This window comes from Nitratireductor sp. GCM10026969 (assembly GCF_042660605.1).
Lineage (GTDB): Bacteria > Pseudomonadota > Alphaproteobacteria > Rhizobiales > Rhizobiaceae > Chelativorans.
This window is the reverse complement of the sequence record NZ_JBHSUM010000013.1, coordinates 26,244-41,044: the sequence shown is the minus strand read 5'-3', so window position 1 is coordinate 41,044 and position 14,801 is coordinate 26,244. Positions and strand designations below refer to the sequence as shown.

The 14,801-nt window shown below is 63.7% G+C and carries 26 protein-coding genes; 25 read left to right on the top strand and 1 reads right to left on the bottom strand.

Going from position 1 to position 14,801, the window contains the following annotated elements:
- Positions 1–74 precede the first annotated feature (74 nt).
- Positions 75–356, bottom strand: coding sequence for a transcriptional regulator (locus tag ACFP9U_RS05655; RefSeq protein ID WP_322451408.1), 282 nt, complete (start codon positions 354–356; stop codon positions 75–77).
- Between the two features lie 465 nt (positions 357–821).
- Here ACFP9U_RS05655 and rpsL point away from each other — a divergent pair, with 465 nt between their 5' ends.
- From rpsL to rplO, 25 genes are all read left to right on the top strand, one after another.
- Positions 822–1,193: a 30S ribosomal protein S12 gene (gene rpsL, locus ACFP9U_RS05650; protein WP_159593254.1), complete on the top strand. Its 372-nt coding sequence runs from the start codon at positions 822–824 to the stop codon at positions 1,191–1,193.
- 62 nt (positions 1,194–1,255) lie between these two features.
- Positions 1,256–1,726, top strand: a complete 471-nt coding sequence (rpsG, locus tag ACFP9U_RS05645) for a 30S ribosomal protein S7 (RefSeq protein WP_322451407.1) — start codon at positions 1,256–1,258, stop codon at positions 1,724–1,726.
- 33 nt (positions 1,727–1,759) lie between these two features.
- On the top strand, positions 1,760–3,850 hold the full coding sequence (fusA, locus tag ACFP9U_RS05640; RefSeq protein WP_378619693.1) for an elongation factor G: 2,091 nt from the start codon (positions 1,760–1,762) through the stop codon (positions 3,848–3,850).
- Positions 3,851–3,913: 63 nt separating this feature from the next.
- Positions 3,914–5,089 (top strand): elongation factor Tu, encoded by a 1,176-nt coding sequence (tuf, locus tag ACFP9U_RS05635; RefSeq protein WP_378619691.1) that lies wholly within the window; start codon positions 3,914–3,916, stop codon positions 5,087–5,089.
- A 61-nt stretch (positions 5,090–5,150) separates the two neighbouring features.
- On the top strand, positions 5,151–5,459 hold the full coding sequence (gene rpsJ / locus ACFP9U_RS05630) for a 30S ribosomal protein S10 (RefSeq protein WP_007009511.1): 309 nt from the start codon (positions 5,151–5,153) through the stop codon (positions 5,457–5,459).
- Between the two features lie 75 nt (positions 5,460–5,534).
- A complete protein-coding gene (rplC, locus tag ACFP9U_RS05625) occupies positions 5,535–6,263 on the top strand; it encodes a 50S ribosomal protein L3 (RefSeq protein WP_322451418.1) in 729 nt (242 codons plus the stop codon).
- Positions 6,263–6,883: a 50S ribosomal protein L4 gene (gene rplD / locus ACFP9U_RS05620; RefSeq protein WP_378619689.1), complete on the top strand. Its 621-nt coding sequence runs from the start codon at positions 6,263–6,265 to the stop codon at positions 6,881–6,883. Before rplC ends, rplD begins: the two co-directional genes overlap by 1 nt.
- On the top strand, positions 6,880–7,173 hold the full coding sequence (locus tag ACFP9U_RS05615) for a 50S ribosomal protein L23 (RefSeq protein ID WP_322451420.1): 294 nt from the start codon (positions 6,880–6,882) through the stop codon (positions 7,171–7,173). Before rplD ends, ACFP9U_RS05615 begins: the two co-directional genes overlap by 4 nt.
- 21 nt (positions 7,174–7,194) lie before the next feature.
- On the top strand, positions 7,195–8,031 hold the full coding sequence (gene rplB, locus ACFP9U_RS05610; protein ID WP_378619687.1) for a 50S ribosomal protein L2: 837 nt from the start codon (positions 7,195–7,197) through the stop codon (positions 8,029–8,031).
- A 16-nt stretch (positions 8,032–8,047) separates the two neighbouring features.
- Positions 8,048–8,326, top strand: coding sequence for a 30S ribosomal protein S19 (gene rpsS, locus ACFP9U_RS05605; protein WP_322451422.1), 279 nt, complete (start codon positions 8,048–8,050; stop codon positions 8,324–8,326).
- 2 nt (positions 8,327–8,328) lie between these two features.
- A complete protein-coding gene (rplV, locus tag ACFP9U_RS05600) occupies positions 8,329–8,718 on the top strand; it encodes a 50S ribosomal protein L22 (RefSeq protein ID WP_322451423.1) in 390 nt (129 codons plus the stop codon).
- Positions 8,718–9,419 carry a 30S ribosomal protein S3 gene (gene rpsC / locus ACFP9U_RS05595; protein ID WP_378619685.1) on the top strand — a complete coding sequence of 234 codons (702 nt, stop codon included), beginning with the start codon at positions 8,718–8,720 and terminating at the stop codon, positions 9,417–9,419. Before rplV ends, rpsC begins: the two co-directional genes overlap by 1 nt.
- A 16-nt stretch (positions 9,420–9,435) precedes the next feature.
- The gene (gene rplP / locus ACFP9U_RS05590; protein WP_322451425.1) at positions 9,436–9,849 is read left to right on the top strand and encodes a 50S ribosomal protein L16; all 414 of its coding nucleotides are present in this window, start codon (positions 9,436–9,438) and stop codon (positions 9,847–9,849) included.
- A gap of 11 nt (positions 9,850–9,860) precedes the next feature.
- A complete protein-coding gene (gene rpmC / locus ACFP9U_RS05585; protein WP_322451426.1) occupies positions 9,861–10,061 on the top strand; it encodes a 50S ribosomal protein L29 in 201 nt (66 codons plus the stop codon).
- A gap of 8 nt (positions 10,062–10,069) precedes the next feature.
- Entirely contained in the window at positions 10,070–10,312 is a 243-nt protein-coding gene (gene rpsQ / locus ACFP9U_RS05580; protein WP_322451427.1) for a 30S ribosomal protein S17, read from the top strand.
- Positions 10,313–10,370: 58 nt separating this feature from the next.
- Entirely contained in the window at positions 10,371–10,739 is a 369-nt protein-coding gene (gene rplN / locus ACFP9U_RS05575; protein WP_322451428.1) for a 50S ribosomal protein L14, read from the top strand.
- Between the two features lie 12 nt (positions 10,740–10,751).
- Positions 10,752–11,066: a 50S ribosomal protein L24 gene (gene rplX, locus ACFP9U_RS05570; RefSeq protein ID WP_378619683.1), complete on the top strand. Its 315-nt coding sequence runs from the start codon at positions 10,752–10,754 to the stop codon at positions 11,064–11,066.
- Entirely contained in the window at positions 11,059–11,616 is a 558-nt protein-coding gene (gene rplE / locus ACFP9U_RS05565) for a 50S ribosomal protein L5 (protein ID WP_378619681.1), read from the top strand. The genes rplX and rplE overlap by 8 nt, the downstream gene beginning before the upstream one ends.
- Before the next feature lie 28 nt (positions 11,617–11,644).
- Positions 11,645–11,950 carry a 30S ribosomal protein S14 gene (gene rpsN, locus ACFP9U_RS05560; RefSeq protein WP_322451431.1) on the top strand — a complete coding sequence of 102 codons (306 nt, stop codon included), beginning with the start codon at positions 11,645–11,647 and terminating at the stop codon, positions 11,948–11,950.
- A 13-nt stretch (positions 11,951–11,963) separates the two neighbouring features.
- Positions 11,964–12,362, top strand: a complete 399-nt coding sequence (gene rpsH / locus ACFP9U_RS05555; protein ID WP_378619679.1) for a 30S ribosomal protein S8 — start codon at positions 11,964–11,966, stop codon at positions 12,360–12,362.
- 39 nt (positions 12,363–12,401) lie between these two features.
- Positions 12,402–12,935, top strand: a complete 534-nt coding sequence (rplF, locus tag ACFP9U_RS05550; protein ID WP_378619678.1) for a 50S ribosomal protein L6 — start codon at positions 12,402–12,404, stop codon at positions 12,933–12,935.
- 11 nt (positions 12,936–12,946) lie between these two features.
- Complete coding sequence (gene rplR, locus ACFP9U_RS05545; RefSeq protein WP_322451434.1) at positions 12,947–13,306, top strand: 50S ribosomal protein L18; 360 nt, start codon at positions 12,947–12,949, stop codon at positions 13,304–13,306.
- A 75-nt stretch (positions 13,307–13,381) separates the two neighbouring features.
- A complete protein-coding gene (rpsE, locus tag ACFP9U_RS05540) occupies positions 13,382–13,942 on the top strand; it encodes a 30S ribosomal protein S5 (RefSeq protein ID WP_378619676.1) in 561 nt (186 codons plus the stop codon).
- A gap of 31 nt (positions 13,943–13,973) precedes the next feature.
- Positions 13,974–14,174, top strand: a complete 201-nt coding sequence (rpmD, locus tag ACFP9U_RS05535; protein WP_378619674.1) for a 50S ribosomal protein L30 — start codon at positions 13,974–13,976, stop codon at positions 14,172–14,174.
- A 20-nt stretch (positions 14,175–14,194) separates the two neighbouring features.
- Entirely contained in the window at positions 14,195–14,665 is a 471-nt protein-coding gene (gene rplO, locus ACFP9U_RS05530) for a 50S ribosomal protein L15 (RefSeq protein ID WP_378619673.1), read from the top strand.
- Positions 14,666–14,801: the final 136 nt, after the last annotated feature.

Sequence of the window (14,801 nt, the reverse complement as noted above, 5' to 3'; positions counted from 1 at the left end):
CGGGTTTCCGTCCGGAATTGCGTGGAATCAAATGGCTGGTCAGGTCACCGTTTCCGTGAGACGGTGAACTGATCTTATTCCGGCTCGTCGAAGGTTACGACGGCAATCTCGCCTTCCGTGGCGCCTTGCCAGGCGGAAAGGTGCGGCTCCTCGTCGGGCGCTCCTTCCATTTCGCCGATCTGGTCGAGCTCGGCTTCGGCATATCCCTCCTGCGCCAGCGCCTCCAGCGCCATGCGCACCGCCGAATCGTCGTCCGGCGCGACGAGCATCACATGCACGCCCTCGCTGGCGGCGCCCGATTCGCGCCAGACCCGCCCGGTGATGATCGTCACGGGCCGTTCCTCATTGTCGTTCATCGCGTGTTCCTGTTCCATCTCTTCGGCGCACTGCAGCGATACACCGCTTCAATGTCGCATTTATGCCGCCGCAGGGACAGGGCAAGCCTGGAAAACGCGGTGCGTACCTCCTATATCGGCGCTGGATGATCGTTTGCGACGGTGCGCCGGGGTCTATCTGCCGGGCAATGCAAGATAATGGCCGGTCCGGGGTTGACGGTGGCCCGCGTTGCGCGTATTACCCGCCGCGTCTGAGCCGATGTGAGGCTTTTCCTTCCGGAGCGACGCGCGCCGGAGCTGGCCTCAAACAGGGTTCGTTTTAACGAGCGACAGACTTCCGGGGCATGAAGCGGTGAGCCGCTTCCTCTGCATGTATTCGGGCAGGACCGCGGGCGAGCGGTTTTGGTGCCCGAATTTACGTATGGAAGGCCGTTCGCGTGAGCGGACCTGGGTCTGAGGCACGAGATTGTAAAAAGGGAAGGTTTGATGCCGACCGTAAACCAGCTGATCAACAAGCCGCGCAAGGCGCCGGTGAAGCGTAACAAGGTGCCGGCCATGCAGGCCAACCCGCAGAAGCGGGGTGTTTGTACGCGCGTCTATACGACGTCGCCGAAGAAGCCGAACTCGGCCATGCGCAAGGTGGCGAAGATCCGGCTCGCCAATGGCTTCGAAGTGATCGGCTACATCCCGGGCGAGGGGCATAACCTTCAGGAACACTCCGTGGTGATGATCCGCGGCGGCCGCGTGAAGGATCTGCCCGGCGTTCGCTATCACATCATCCGCGGCGTGCTCGACACGCAGGGTGTGAAAAGCCGCAAGCAGCGCCGCTCCAAGTATGGCGCTAAGCGTCCGAAGTAAGGGTTTCCCGGCTTCGGCGCTTTTTATGTGGCGCCGGGCCATGAAGGTGAGAGACGAAGAAGATGTCCCGACGTCACCGTGCAGAAAAGCGTGAGATCAACCCGGACCCGAAGTTTGGGGACATGGTTGTGACCAAGTTCATGAACGCCATCATGCTTGACGGTAAGAAGTCCGTCGCCGAGCGGATCGTTTACGGCGCGCTCGATCAGGTCCATGACAAGACCAAGCAGGAGCCGGTGGCGGTCTTTCATCAGGCGCTGGAAAACGTCTCGCCGCACCTCGAGGTTCGCTCGCGGCGCGTGGGTGGCGCGACTTACCAGGTGCCGGTCGACGTGCGTCCGGAGCGCCGCCAGGCGCTGGCCATCCGCTGGTTGATCGCGGCTGCGCGCAACCGTAACGAGACGACAATGGTCGAGCGCCTTTCGGGCGAGTTGATGGATGCGTCGAACAATCGCGGCACGGCTGTGAAGAAGCGCGAGGACACGCACAAGATGGCCGAGGCCAACCGTGCGTTCTCGCACTACCGCTGGTAACGCCCGGGCGCCGGATTGAAGAGGTGAGCTGACATGGCCCGCGACTACAAAATCGAAGATTACCGCAATTTCGGTATCATGGCGCATATCGACGCCGGCAAGACGACGACGACCGAGCGTGTCCTGTTCTATACGGGCAAGTCGCACAAGATCGGCGAAGTCCATGACGGCGCGGCCACCATGGACTGGATGGAGCAGGAGCAGGAGCGGGGCATCACAATCACCTCGGCTGCCACCACCACCTTCTGGGAAGGCCGCGACGGCAAGAAGCGTCGCTTCAACATCATCGACACGCCCGGGCACGTCGACTTCACTATCGAGGTCGAGCGCTCGCTGCGCGTGCTTGACGGTGCGATTGCGCTGCTCGACGCCAATGCCGGTGTGGAGCCGCAGACCGAGACCGTCTGGCGTCAGGCAGACAAGTATCACGTCCCGCGCATGATCTTCTGCAACAAGATGGACAAGATCGGCGCCGACTTCTTCCGCTCTGCCGAGATGGTCAAGACGCGGCTTGGCGCAACGCCGCTCGTCATGCAGCTGCCCATCGGCGCCGAGAGCGATTTCGCCGGCGTGGTCGATCTCATCGAGATGAAGGCGCTGGTCTGGCGCTCGGAGAACCTGGGTGCAGCCTGGGACATCCTGGAGATTCCCGATGATCTCAAGGCGCAGGCCGAGGAGTATCGCGAGAAGCTCGTCGAGACGGCGGTCGAGATCGATGAGGGCGCGATGGAGCGCTATCTCGAGGGCGAGATGCCGTCCAACGACGAACTGCGTGCGCTGATCCGCAAGGGCACGATCAACGTTCAGTTCTTCCCCATGTTCTGCGGCTCCGCCTTCAAGAACAAGGGCGTGCAGCCGCTGCTCGACGCGGTGGTCGACTTCCTGCCTTCGCCCGTCGAAGTTCCGCCCATCAAGGGCATTGACCCGAAGACCGAGACGGAAGTGGCGCGCAAGTCGTCCGACGACGAGCCGCTCTCCATGCTCGCCTTCAAGATCATGAACGATCCTTTTGTTGGCTCGCTGACCTTCTGCCGCATCTATTCCGGCGTTCTCAACAAGGGCGTGTCGCTGGCGAATACGGTGAAGGACAAGCGCGAGCGCATCGGCCGCATGCTGCAGATGCACTCCAACTCGCGCTCCGACCTCGATGTGGCTTATGCCGGCGACATCGTTGCGCTGGCCGGCCTCAAGGAGACGACGACGGGCGACACGCTGTGCGACCCGCTGAAGCCGGTTGTGCTGGAACGCATGGAGTTCCCCGATCCGGTCATCGAGATCGCGGTTGAGCCGAAGACCAAGGCCGACCAGGAGAAGATGTCGCTGGCGCTGAATCGTCTCGCCGCCGAGGACCCCTCCTTCCGCGTCAAAAGCGACGAGGAGTCGGGCCAGACGCGCATCTTCGGGATGGGCGAGCTTCACCTCGACATCATCATCGATCGCATGAAGCGCGAGTTCAAGGTCGAGGCCAATGTCGGCGCCCCGCAGGTGGCTTATCGCGAGACCATCACGCAGGCGGCCGAGGTGGATTATACCCACAAGAAGCAGACCGGTGGATCGGGCCAGTTCGCCCGCGTCAAGCTGGTGTTCGAGCCCAATCCGGAAGGCGAGGATTTCGTTTTCGAATCCAAGATCGTCGGCGGCTCCGTGCCGAAGGAGTACATCCCCGGTGTGCAGAAGGGCATCGAGAGCGTCCTGTCCTCCGGGCCGGTCGCGGGCTTTCCGATGCTGGGCGTGAAGGCCACGCTGGTGGACGGCGCCTACCACGATGTCGACTCTTCGGTGCTCGCCTTCGAGATCGCCGCCCGGGCGGCCTTCCGCGAAGGTGCGCAGAAAGCGGGCGCGCAGCTTCTCGAGCCGATCATGAAGGTCGAGGTCGTGACGCCTGAAGAGTATATGGGCGACGTCATCGGCGACCTGAACTCCCGCCGCGGGCAGATTCAGGGCACCGAGGCGCGCGGCATCGCCACCGTGGTCAACGCCATGGTGCCGCTCGCAAACATGTTCAAATATGTCGACAATCTGCGCTCGATGTCCCAGGGCCGTGCCCAGTACACGATGCAGTTCGACCACTACGAGCCGGTTCCCAGCGCGGTGGCGCAGGAGATCCAAAAGAAGTTCGCGTGATCCGGTCGGGCGACCTCACGGGAAGGAAAGGCCTGAAAAGGCGGAAAATAACGGAGACCTCACATGGCCAAAGGTAAATTCGAGCGCACGAAGCCGCATGTGAACATCGGGACGGTCGGTCACGTTGACCACGGGAAGACGACGCTGACGGCAGCGATCACGAAGTTTTTCGGCGACTTCCGGGCCTATGATCAGATTGACGCTGCGCCTGAGGAGAAGGCGCGCGGGATCACGATTTCGACGGCGCATGTCGAGTACGAGACGGATGCGCGGCACTATGCGCATGTCGACTGCCCGGGGCACGCGGACTACGTGAAGAACATGATCACGGGCGCGGCGCAGATGGACGGGGCGATCCTGGTTGTTTCGGCGGCGGACGGCCCGATGCCGCAGACGCGCGAGCACATTCTTCTGGCGCGCCAGGTTGGCGTTCCGGCGATCGTGGTGTTCCTGAACAAGGTGGACCAGGTTGACGATCCGGAGCTTCTGGAGCTTGTCGAGCTTGAGGTTCGCGAGCTTCTTTCGGCGTACGAGTTTCCGGGCGACGACATTCCGATCGTCAAGGGCTCGGCGCTTGCCGCGCTCGAGGATTCGAACAAGGAGATCGGCGAGGATGCGGTCCGCGAGCTGATGAAGCAGGTGGACGCGTACATCCCGACGCCGGAGCGTCCGATCGACCAGCCGTTCCTGATGCCGATCGAGGACGTGTTCTCGATTTCGGGCCGCGGGACGGTTGTGACGGGCCGCGTGGAGCGCGGGGTGATCAAGGTCGGCGACGAGATCGAGATCGTCGGCATCCGGCCGACGTCGAAGACGACGTGCACGGGCGTCGAGATGTTCCGCAAGCTCCTGGACCAGGGGCAGGCGGGCGACAACATCGGCGCGCTTCTGCGCGGTGTGGAGCGCGAGGGCGTCGAGCGCGGCCAGGTTCTGGCCAAGCCGGGCTCGGTGACGCCGCACACGAAGTTCAAGGCGGAGGCCTACATCCTGACGAAGGAGGAGGGCGGTCGCCACACGCCGTTCTTCACGAACTACCGTCCGCAGTTCTACTTCCGCACGACGGACGTGACGGGGGTGGTGACGCTGCCGGAGGGGACGGAGATGGTGATGCCGGGCGACAACATCACGGTGGACGTGGAACTGATCGTGCCGATCGCCATGGAGGAGCGCCTGCGCTTCGCCATCCGCGAAGGCGGCCGCACCGTCGGCGCCGGCATCGTCGCCGCAATCACCGAGTAAACGGGCAAGCATCCGGCGCGGCGCGGGTGACCCGCGCCGCGGTCCAACAAGGAACTGAGAGATGAACGGACAGAATATCCGGATCCGCCTCAAGGCGTTCGACCACCGGGTGCTCGACGCCTCCACACGCGAGATCGTGTCCACGGCAAAGCGCACCGGCGCAAATGTCCGTGGCCCCGTCCCGCTGCCGACGCGGATCGAGAAATTCACGGTGAACCGCTCGCCGCATATCGACAAGAAGAGCCGCGAGCAGTTCGAGATGCGGACCCACAAGCGTCTTCTGGATATCGTGGATCCGACGCCGCAGACGGTGGACGCGCTGATGAAGCTGGATCTCGCCGCTGGTGTCGACGTCGAGATCAAGTTGTAGGCGGAAGACAAGGTAGGACCCCGCGCCGGGCCTCGAGCGGCCGGGCGGCGGGAAGCCTGAAAGGAAATCGAACCGATGCGTTCAGGTGTTATTGCACAGAAGATCGGGATGACGCGGGTCTACAACGAGGCGGGCGAGCACATCCCCGTCACGGTGCTGCGCATGGAGAATTGCCAGGTCGTGGCCCAGCGCACCGAGGAGAAGAACGGCTACACCGCCGTTCAGCTCGGCGTGGGGCTGGCCAAGGTGAAGAACACCCCAAAGCCGCTGCGCGGTCACTTTGCCGCCGCTCATGTCGAGCCCAAGTCCAAGCTGGCCGAGTTTCGGGTGTCGCCCGACAATCTGCTCGATGTGGGAGCGGAGATCACGGCTGATCACTTCGTCGCCGGCCAGAAGGTCGACGTGACGGGGACGTCGATCGGCAAGGGCTTCCAGGGTGTCATGAAGCGCCACAATTTCGGCGGCGGTCGTGCCACGCACGGCAACTCGGTCTCGCACCGCGCGCACGGCTCGACCGGCCAGCGGCAGGATCCCGGAAAGGTGTTCAAGGGCAAGAAGATGGCCGGCCACATGGGTGCCCGGCGTGTCACGAGCCAGAACCTGGAAGTGGTTTCCACCGATACCGAGCGTGGCCTCATTCTGGTCCGCGGCGCCGTTCCGGGCTCCAAAGGTGCATGGATCATGGTGCGTGACGCGGTGAAGGCGCCGCTTCCGGACAACGCGCCGCAGCCCGGCGCCATTCGTGCCGCTGCGCAGAACGATGCCGTCAAGGCCGAAGGCGCCGCCAGCGAGGGGGCAGAATAATGGATCTCAAAGTAACGACCCTCGCGGGCAAGGATGCCGGGAAGCTGAAGCTTTCCGATGCCATCTTCGGACTGGATCCGCGCGAGGACATTCTGCATCGTGTCGTGCGCTGGCAGCTCGCCAAGCGCCAGCAGGGCACGCACAAGACCAAGGGCCGCGCGGAGATCGCGCGCACCGGCGCCAAGATGTATCGCCAGAAGGGCACCGGCCGCGCCCGCCACTCCTCGGCGCGTGTGCCGCAGTTCCGCGGCGGCGGCAAGGCGCATGGTCCGGTCGTGCGCAGCCATGCCCACGAACTGCCGAAGAAGGTGCGGGCGCTCGGCCTGAAGCATGCGCTTTCGGCAAAAGCCAAGGCGGACGACATCATCGTCATTGACGAGTTGGCGCTCGCGGACGGCAAGACGAAGGCGCTGGTGGAGAACTTCGCCAAGCTCGGTCTCGACAACGCGCTCATGGTGGGCGGGGCCGAGATCGACGCCGGCTTCAAGCGCGCGGCGGCGAACATTCCCAATATCGACGTGCTGCCGATTCAGGGCATCAACGTCTACGACATCCTGCGCCGCGGGAAGCTGGTGCTTTCCAAGGCCGCGGTCGAGGCCCTCGAGGAGCGGTTCAAATGACGGATCTTCGCCACTACGACGTGATCGTCAGCCCGGCGGTCACCGAGAAAACGACATTGGCCGCGGAGAACAACCAGGTGGTCTTCAACGTGGCACGCAAGGCTACGAAGCCCGAGATCAAGGCGGCGGTGGAAGCGCTGTTCAACGTCAAGGTCAAGGGCGTCAACACGCTTGTGCGCAAGGGCAAGGTGAAGCGTTTTCGCGGCACCATCGGTCGGCAGAGCGACGTCAAGAAGGCGGTCGTCACCCTGGCCGAGGGCCATTCGATCGACATCGCGACGGGTCTTTGAGAGGCCGCGAGGATTTAGGATATGGCACTCAAGAACTATAAACCGGTCACGCCGGGCCAGCGCCAGCTGGTGATCGTCGACCGCTCCGGCCTTTACAAGGGCAAGCCGGTGAAGGGGCTGACCGTTGGCCTCACCGGCAAGGGCGGGCGCAACAACACCGGCCGCGTCACCGCGCGATTCCAGGGCGGCGGACACAAGCGTGCCTACCGGCTGATCGATTTCAAGCGCCGCAAGTTCGACGTTTCCGGCGTCGTCGAGCGGCTGGAATATGATCCCAACCGGACGGGCTTCATTGCGCTCGTGCGCTATGACGACGGCGAGCTGTCCTACATCCTGGCCCCGCAGCGGCTGTCCGTGGGCGATCGCGTCATCTCCTCGGAGAAGAGCGTCGACGTGAAGCCGGGCAATGCCATGCCGCTGGCGGTCATGCCCGTCGGTACCATCGTCCACAATGTGGAGATGAAGCCGGGCAAGGGCGGCCAGATCGCCCGTTCCGCCGGTGCATACGCGCAGCTCGTGGGCCGTGACCAGGGCAGGGCGATCCTGCGCCTGAATTCCGGCGAGCAGCGCCTCGTCCCGGGTGGCTGCCTTGCCACCGTCGGCGCCGTGTCGAACCCCGATCACGGCAATGTCAGCCTCGGCAAGGCGGGCCGCAAGCGCTGGATGGGCAAGCGCCCGCACAACCGCGGCGTAACCATGAACCCGGTCGATCACCCGCATGGCGGCGGTGAAGGCCGCACCTCGGGCGGCCGCCATCCGGTGTCGCCCTGGGGCAAGCCCACCAAGGGCATGAAGACGCGGTCCAACAAGGCGACCGACAAGTTCATCATGCGCTCGCGTCATCAGCGCAAGAAGTAAGGAAAGGTAGGGAACCGTGACCCGATCAGTCTGGAAAGGCCCCTTCGTCGACGGCTACCTGCTGAAGAAGGCCGACAAGTCGCGCGAAAGCGGGCGCAAGGAGGTCATCAGGACCTGGAGCCGCCGCTCCACCATCCTGCCTCAGTTCGTGGGGCTGACCTTCGGCGTCTACAACGGCCAGAAGCATATTCCGGTGCTCGTGTCGGAAGAGATGGTGGGCCACAAGTTGGGTGAATTCGCTCCGACCCGCACCTATTACGGCCACGGGGCGGACAAGAAGGCAAAGAGGAAGTAACCATGGGCAAGGCCAAAGCGCCACGCAGGCTCAAGGACAACGAGGCGCGTGCCGTTCTGCGCACCATTCGCGTCAGCCCGCAGAAGCTGAACCTCGTTGCGGCGATGATCCGCGGCAAGAAGGTCTCGAATGCGCTCGCCGACCTGGAGTTCTCGCGCAAGCGTATCGCCGGCACCGTCAGGAAGACGCTGGAATCGGCGATCGCCAATGCCGAGAACAACCACGACCTCGACGTGGACGCGCTCGTGGTGGCGGAGGCCTATGTCGGAAAGTCGATCGTCATGAAGCGCTTCCATGCGCGTGGCCGCGGCCGCGCCAACCGTATCGAGAAGCCGTTCTCGAACCTGACGATCGTGGTTCGAGAAGTCGAAGAGCAAGTGGAGGCCGCCTAATGGGCCAGAAAGTCAACGCAACCGGTCTCCGGCTCGGCATCAACCGCACCTGGGATTCGCGCTGGTTCGCGGACAATGCGGAATACGGGAATCTGATGCATGAGGATGTGAAGATCCGGGAATACATCCTGAAGGAGCTCAAGCAGGCGGCGGTTTCCAAGGTCGTCATCGAGCGTCCGCACAAGAAGTGCCGCGTGACCATTCACTCGGCGCGCCCGGGGCTGATCATCGGCAAGAAGGGCGCCGACATCGAGAAGCTGCGCCGCAAGATCTCGCAGATGACGAATGCCGAGACGCATTTGAACATCGTCGAGGTGCGCAAGCCGGAGATCGATGCGACGCTGATCGCCCAGTCGATCGCCCAGCAGCTCGAGCGCCGCGTTGCCTTCCGCCGCGCCATGAAGCGGGCCATGCAGTCGGCCCTGCGGCTCGGCGCCGAGGGCATCCGCATCCAGTGCGGCGGGCGCCTTGGCGGTGCGGAGATCGCGCGTGTCGAGCGCTATCACGAAGGCCGCGTTCCGCTGCACACGCTGCGGGCGGACATCGATTACGGCACGGCCGAGGCGAAGACCGCCTACGGGATCTGCGGCGTGAAGGTGTGGGTCTTCAAGGGCGAAATCATGGAGCACGATCCCATGGCGTCGGAACGCCGTGCGGTCGAAGGCGAACAGGGCGGCGGCCGTCGCCGCGAGAACGCCTGACGGAATGGAGTAGAAGATGCTGCAGCCAAAGCGCACGAAGTTCCGCAAACAGTTCAAGGGGCGTATCCACGGTATCGCCAAGGGCGGAACGGAGCTGAACTTCGGTTCCTACGGCCTCAAGGCGATGGAGCCGGAGCGCGTCACCGCGCGCCAGATCGAGGCCGCCCGCCGCGCCATCACGCGTTTCATGAAGCGCCAGGGGCGCGTCTGGATCCGCATCTTCCCCGATGTGCCGGTCACCTCCAAGCCGACCGAGGTGCGCATGGGCAAGGGCAAGGGCTCGGTCGATTACTGGGCGTGCCGGGTGAAGCCGGGTCGCGTCATGTTCGAGATCGACGGCGTCTCCGACGAGATAGCGCGCGAGGCGTTGCGCCTGGGCGCAGCCAAGCTCCCGGTCAAGACGCGCTTCATCCAGCGCATCGCAGAGTAGGAGACGACGCCATGAAGGCCGCAGACGTGAGGGCGATGACGCCCGACCAGCTCGACGACGAGTTGGCCAAGTTGAAGAAGGAACAGTTCAACCTCCGTTTCCAGAAGGCGACGGGGCAGTTGGAGAAAACCGCGCGGGTCAAGCATGTTCGCCGTGACATTGCGCGCATCAAGACAATTGCCGCTGATAAAGCGGCCGGCAAGAAGGCCTGAGGACGAAGATGCCAAAGCGCGTTTTGCAAGGCACCGTGGTAAGCGACAAGAGCGACAAGACGATCGTCGTCCGTGTCGAGCGACGGTTCGCCCATCCGCTCCTGAAGAAGACGGTGCGCCGCTCGAAGCGGTACAAGGCACATGATGAGAACAATGCGTGCAAGGTCGGCGACACGGTGCTGATCCAGGAGACGCGCCCGATTTCGAAGGAAAAGTGCTGGATCGTCGTGAACGAAGCCCAGGCACAATAACGGTTGGAAGAATCGGAAGGCAGCCGGCCTTCCGGAAAAGAATAGAAGGCGGCCAGTCATGATACAGATGCAAACAAACCTCGACGTGGCGGATAACTCGGGCGCCCGTCGTGTCATGTGCATCAAAGTGCTCGGCGGCTCGAAGCGGAAATATGCCTCGGTGGGGGACGTGATCGTCGTCTCCGTGAAGGAGGCCATCCCGCGCGGCCGGGTGAAGAAGGGCGACGTGATGAAGGCGGTGGTCGTGCGCACGGCGAAGGACATTCGCCGTTCCGACGGCAGCGTCATTCGTTTCGACAACAATGCGGCCGTTCTTGTCGACAATAAGCGAGAGCCGGTGGGCACGCGTATCTTCGGACCGGTTCCGCGCGAACTGCGCGCCAGGAACCACATGAAGATCATCTCCCTGGCGCCGGAAGTGCTCTGAAGGAGGCCGGAAATGCAGAAGATCAAGAAGGGCGACAAGGTCGTCGTGCTGGCCGGCCGCGACAAGGGTCGTTCCGGTGAAGTTTTGAAGATGATGCCGAAGGAAGAGAAGGCGCTGGTTCGCGGCGTCAATATCGTGCGCCGGCATCAGAAGCAGTCCGCGCAGTCCGAAGGCGGCATCATTACCAAGGAAGCGCCGATTCACGTGTCGAATCTGGCGCTGGCCGACCCCAAGGACGGCAAGCCGACCCGCGTCGGTTTCCGCCTGAAGGAGGACGGCAAGAAGCTGCGCGTGGCGAAGCGCTCGGGAGAATTGATCGATGGCTAAGGCAGATTACCAGCCGCGCTTTAAGAAGCAGTACGAGGAGGTCGTGCGCAAAGAGCTGCTCGACACCTTCAAGTACAAGAATGAGATGCAGGTCCCGCGCATCGACAAGGTCGTCGTCAACATGGGTGTCGGCGAAGCGACGGGCGACTCCAAGAAGCCGACGATCGCCGCCGAGGATCTGGCTCTGATCGCCGGCCAGAAGCCGGTCATCACGCGGGCGCGCAAGTCCATCGCCGGCTTCAAGGTGCGCGAGGGCATGCCGCTCGGCGCCAAGGTGACGCTGCGCGGTGAGCGCATGTACGAGTTCCTGGACCGGCTCGTGAACGTGGCGCTGCCGCGGGTGCGCGATTTCCGCGGCCTGAGCCCGAAGAGCTTTGACGGCCACGGCAACTTCGCCATGGGCGTGAAGGAGCACATCGTGTTCCCCGAGATCAATTACGACAAGGTCGACCAGATCTGGGGAATGGACATCATCGTCTGTACGACCGCCGAGACCGACGAGGAAGCACGCGCCCTCCTGAAGGCGTTCAACTTCCCCTTCCGGCAGTAACGGCAGGCGAGCACAAGGAAGATTCCAAATGGCAAAAGTTAGCGCAGTCGAGAAGAACAAGAGGCGCCGGAAGATGGTGGATCGCTACGCTGCCAAGCGTGCGGCGTTGAAGGCCATCATCAAGGACCAGCAGCAGCCGATGGAGGAGCGCTTCAAGGCGCAGCTCCAACTCGCCGAGCTCCCGCGCAACTCTTCGAAGACGCGTATCCGCAATCGCTGCGAGATCACCGGTCGTCCGCGGGCCTACTACCGCAAGCTGCGGCTGTCGCGTATCGCGCTTCGGGAGATGGGCAATAGCGGCCTCATCCCGGGCCTTGTGAAGTCGAGCTGGTGAGAGGGGTCGAGAGATGTCCATGAACGATCCACTTGGCGATATGCTGACCCGCATCCGCAATGCTATCGGCCGCAAGAAGACGACCGTCTCCACGCCCGCTTCGCGGCTGCGCAGCCGGGTGCTCGATGTGCTGAAGTCCGAGGGCTACATTCGCGATTACAGCGAGATCGACTACGGCAACGGCAAGTCCGAGCTGGAGATCGAGCTGAAGTATTTCGATGGCGCCCCGGTTATTCGCGAGATCGCCCGCGTTTCGAAGCCGGGCCGGCGGGTCTATGTTTCGGTCAGGTCGATCCCGCAGGTCGCCAACGGCCTCGGCATCGCCATCCTGTCCACGCCGAAGGGCGTGATGGCCGACCACGAGGCGCGCGAGCAGAATGTCGGCGGAGAGGTTCTCTGCCAGATCTTCTGATCCCGCGGAGCTCTGAGATTAGAACGAGGACAAGATTCCATGTCTCGTATAGGTAAGAAACCGGTTCCGCTGCCCGAGGGCGTGACGGCGCAAGTCGAGGGCCAGATGGTCAAAGCCAAGGGGCCCAAGGGCGAACTGACATTCGTCGTCAATGACGAGGTGCTGGTGAAGCTCGAAGATGGCGCGATCGCGGTTGATCCGCGCGACCAGTCGAAGGTGGCCCGCTCGAAATGGGGCATGTCGCGCACGCAGATCGCCAACATCGTCAATGGCGTGAAGGACGGCTTCGAGAAGCGGCTTGAGATCAACGGTGTCGGCTACCGCGCGGCGATGCAGGGCAAGAAGCTGCAGCTTTCGCTGGGCTACAGCCACGATGTCAACTACGAGGCGCCGGAAGGCATCACCATTACGGTGCCCAAGCCGACGGAGATCGTGGTCAGCGGCATCGACAAGCAGGTCGTCGGCCAGGTTGCGGCGGAAATCCGCGAGTTCCGTGGCCCCGAGCCCTACAAGGGCAAGGGCGTGAAATACGCGGGTGAAACCATCATCCGCAAGGAAGGCAAGAAGAAGTAGGGAACGCGATCATGGTGTCGAAGGTATCCGTTACGCGGCGCGCCGGGCGCGTTCGCCGGAAGGTCAAGGCCGTTGCGAACGGACGGCCGCGGCTTTCCGTCTATCGCTCGTCGAAGAACATCTATGCGCAGGTGATCGACGACGTGAAGGGCCACACGCTGGCTGCCGCCTCCACGCTCGAGAAGGACTTGCGGGGCAAGCTGAAGACCGGCGCCGATGTGTCGGCGGCGACCGAGATCGGTAAGCTGATCGCCGAGCGTGCCAAGAAGGCTGGGGTCGAGAACGTCGTTTTCGACCGCGGCGCCTATCTGTATCACGGCCGCGTCAAGGCGCTGGCCGACGCCGCCCGCGAGGGTGGGCTGAGCTTCTAACCGCCGCCGGACGCCCGTTTGCGTCCGGCACATAACTCAACCCCGTGCTACCGGAAAAGAACAAGGACAAGGACAATGGCACAAGGCCGCAGGGACGACCGCCGCGATCGCGATGAGCGCGACAGCGAGTTCGTCGACAAGCTCGTTCACATCAACCGCGTTGCCAAGGTGGTCAAGGGTGGCCGCCGCTTCGGCTTCGCCGCACTCGTCGTCGTCGGCGACCAGAAGGGCCGCGTCGGTTTCGGCCACGGCAAGGCCCGCGAGGTGCCGGAGGCGATCCGCAAGGCGACCGAGGCGGCCAAGCGCGACATGATCTTCGTGCCCCTCAGGGCCGGCCGCACCCTGCATCACGACGTGGACGGCCGCCACGGCGCGGGCCGCGTCCATCTGCGCGCCGCCAAGCCCGGTACCGGGATCATTGCCGGCGGCCCCATGCGCGCCGTCTTTGAAATGCTCGGGGTGCAGGACGTGGTCGCCAAGTCGCTCGGCTCCGCGAACCCCTACAACATGGTGCGCGCTACCTTCGATGCGCTGAAGAGCCAGATGCATCCGAAGGACATCGCCGCCCATCGCGGCATCAAGTATTCGACCCTGCAGGCCCGCCGCGGTGCGGTGGCGGCCGGCGCGGAAGAGTAGGCGCCCGCGGTTCTTGTGAGGAATGACGAAGATGGCTGAGAAGAAGAAGGGCAAGACGATCACGGTCGAGCAGATCGGTAGCCCCATCCGCCGCCCCGGCGACCAGCGTGCAACGCTGATCGGTCTCGGGCTCAACAAGATGCACCGCCGTTCGACGCTGGAGGATACCCCTTCCGTGCGCGGCATGATCGCCAAGGTCGGGCACCTCGTGCGCGTCGTGGACGAGGCCTGAGGAACCCGAGGAGAGCAGCGATGAAAATCAACGAACTCAGGGACATGGAAGGTGCCACCCATTCGCGCAAGCGTGTTGGGCGCGGCATCGGTTCGGGCACCGGCAAGACCGGCGGCCGCGGCGTGAAGGGGCAGAAGTCGCGTTCGGGCGTGGCCATCAAGGGCTTCGAGGGCGGGCAGATGCCGCTCTACCGGCGCCTGCCGAAGCGCGGTTTCAAGAATATCTTTGGCAAGGACTTCAACGAGGTTTCCGTCGGCAGGATCCAGGCGGCTATCGATGCGGGCAAGCTCGACAGCGCGGTGACCATCGACACCGCCGCCCTGATCAAGGCGGGCGTGGTGCGCCGTGCCAAGGATGGCGTGCGCGTTCTCGGCAGCGGCGAGTTGAAGGCCAAGGTGACGCTCGACGTCGCCGGGGCTTCGAAATCCGCCGTCGAAAAGATCGAGAAGGCGGGCGGTTCGGTCAAGGTACCGGAGAAAGCGGCCGAATAGCCCCTGAGGCGGGCGGCGGGACGATCTGCCGCTTGCATCCCGGCCCGGTGGGGCCTATTTCGGGCGTCGGCACATGTGCCCGGCATCATCGCCGCGGCACATGATCCGCCCTAAGTGAGGTCCGGCACGTCTGTCG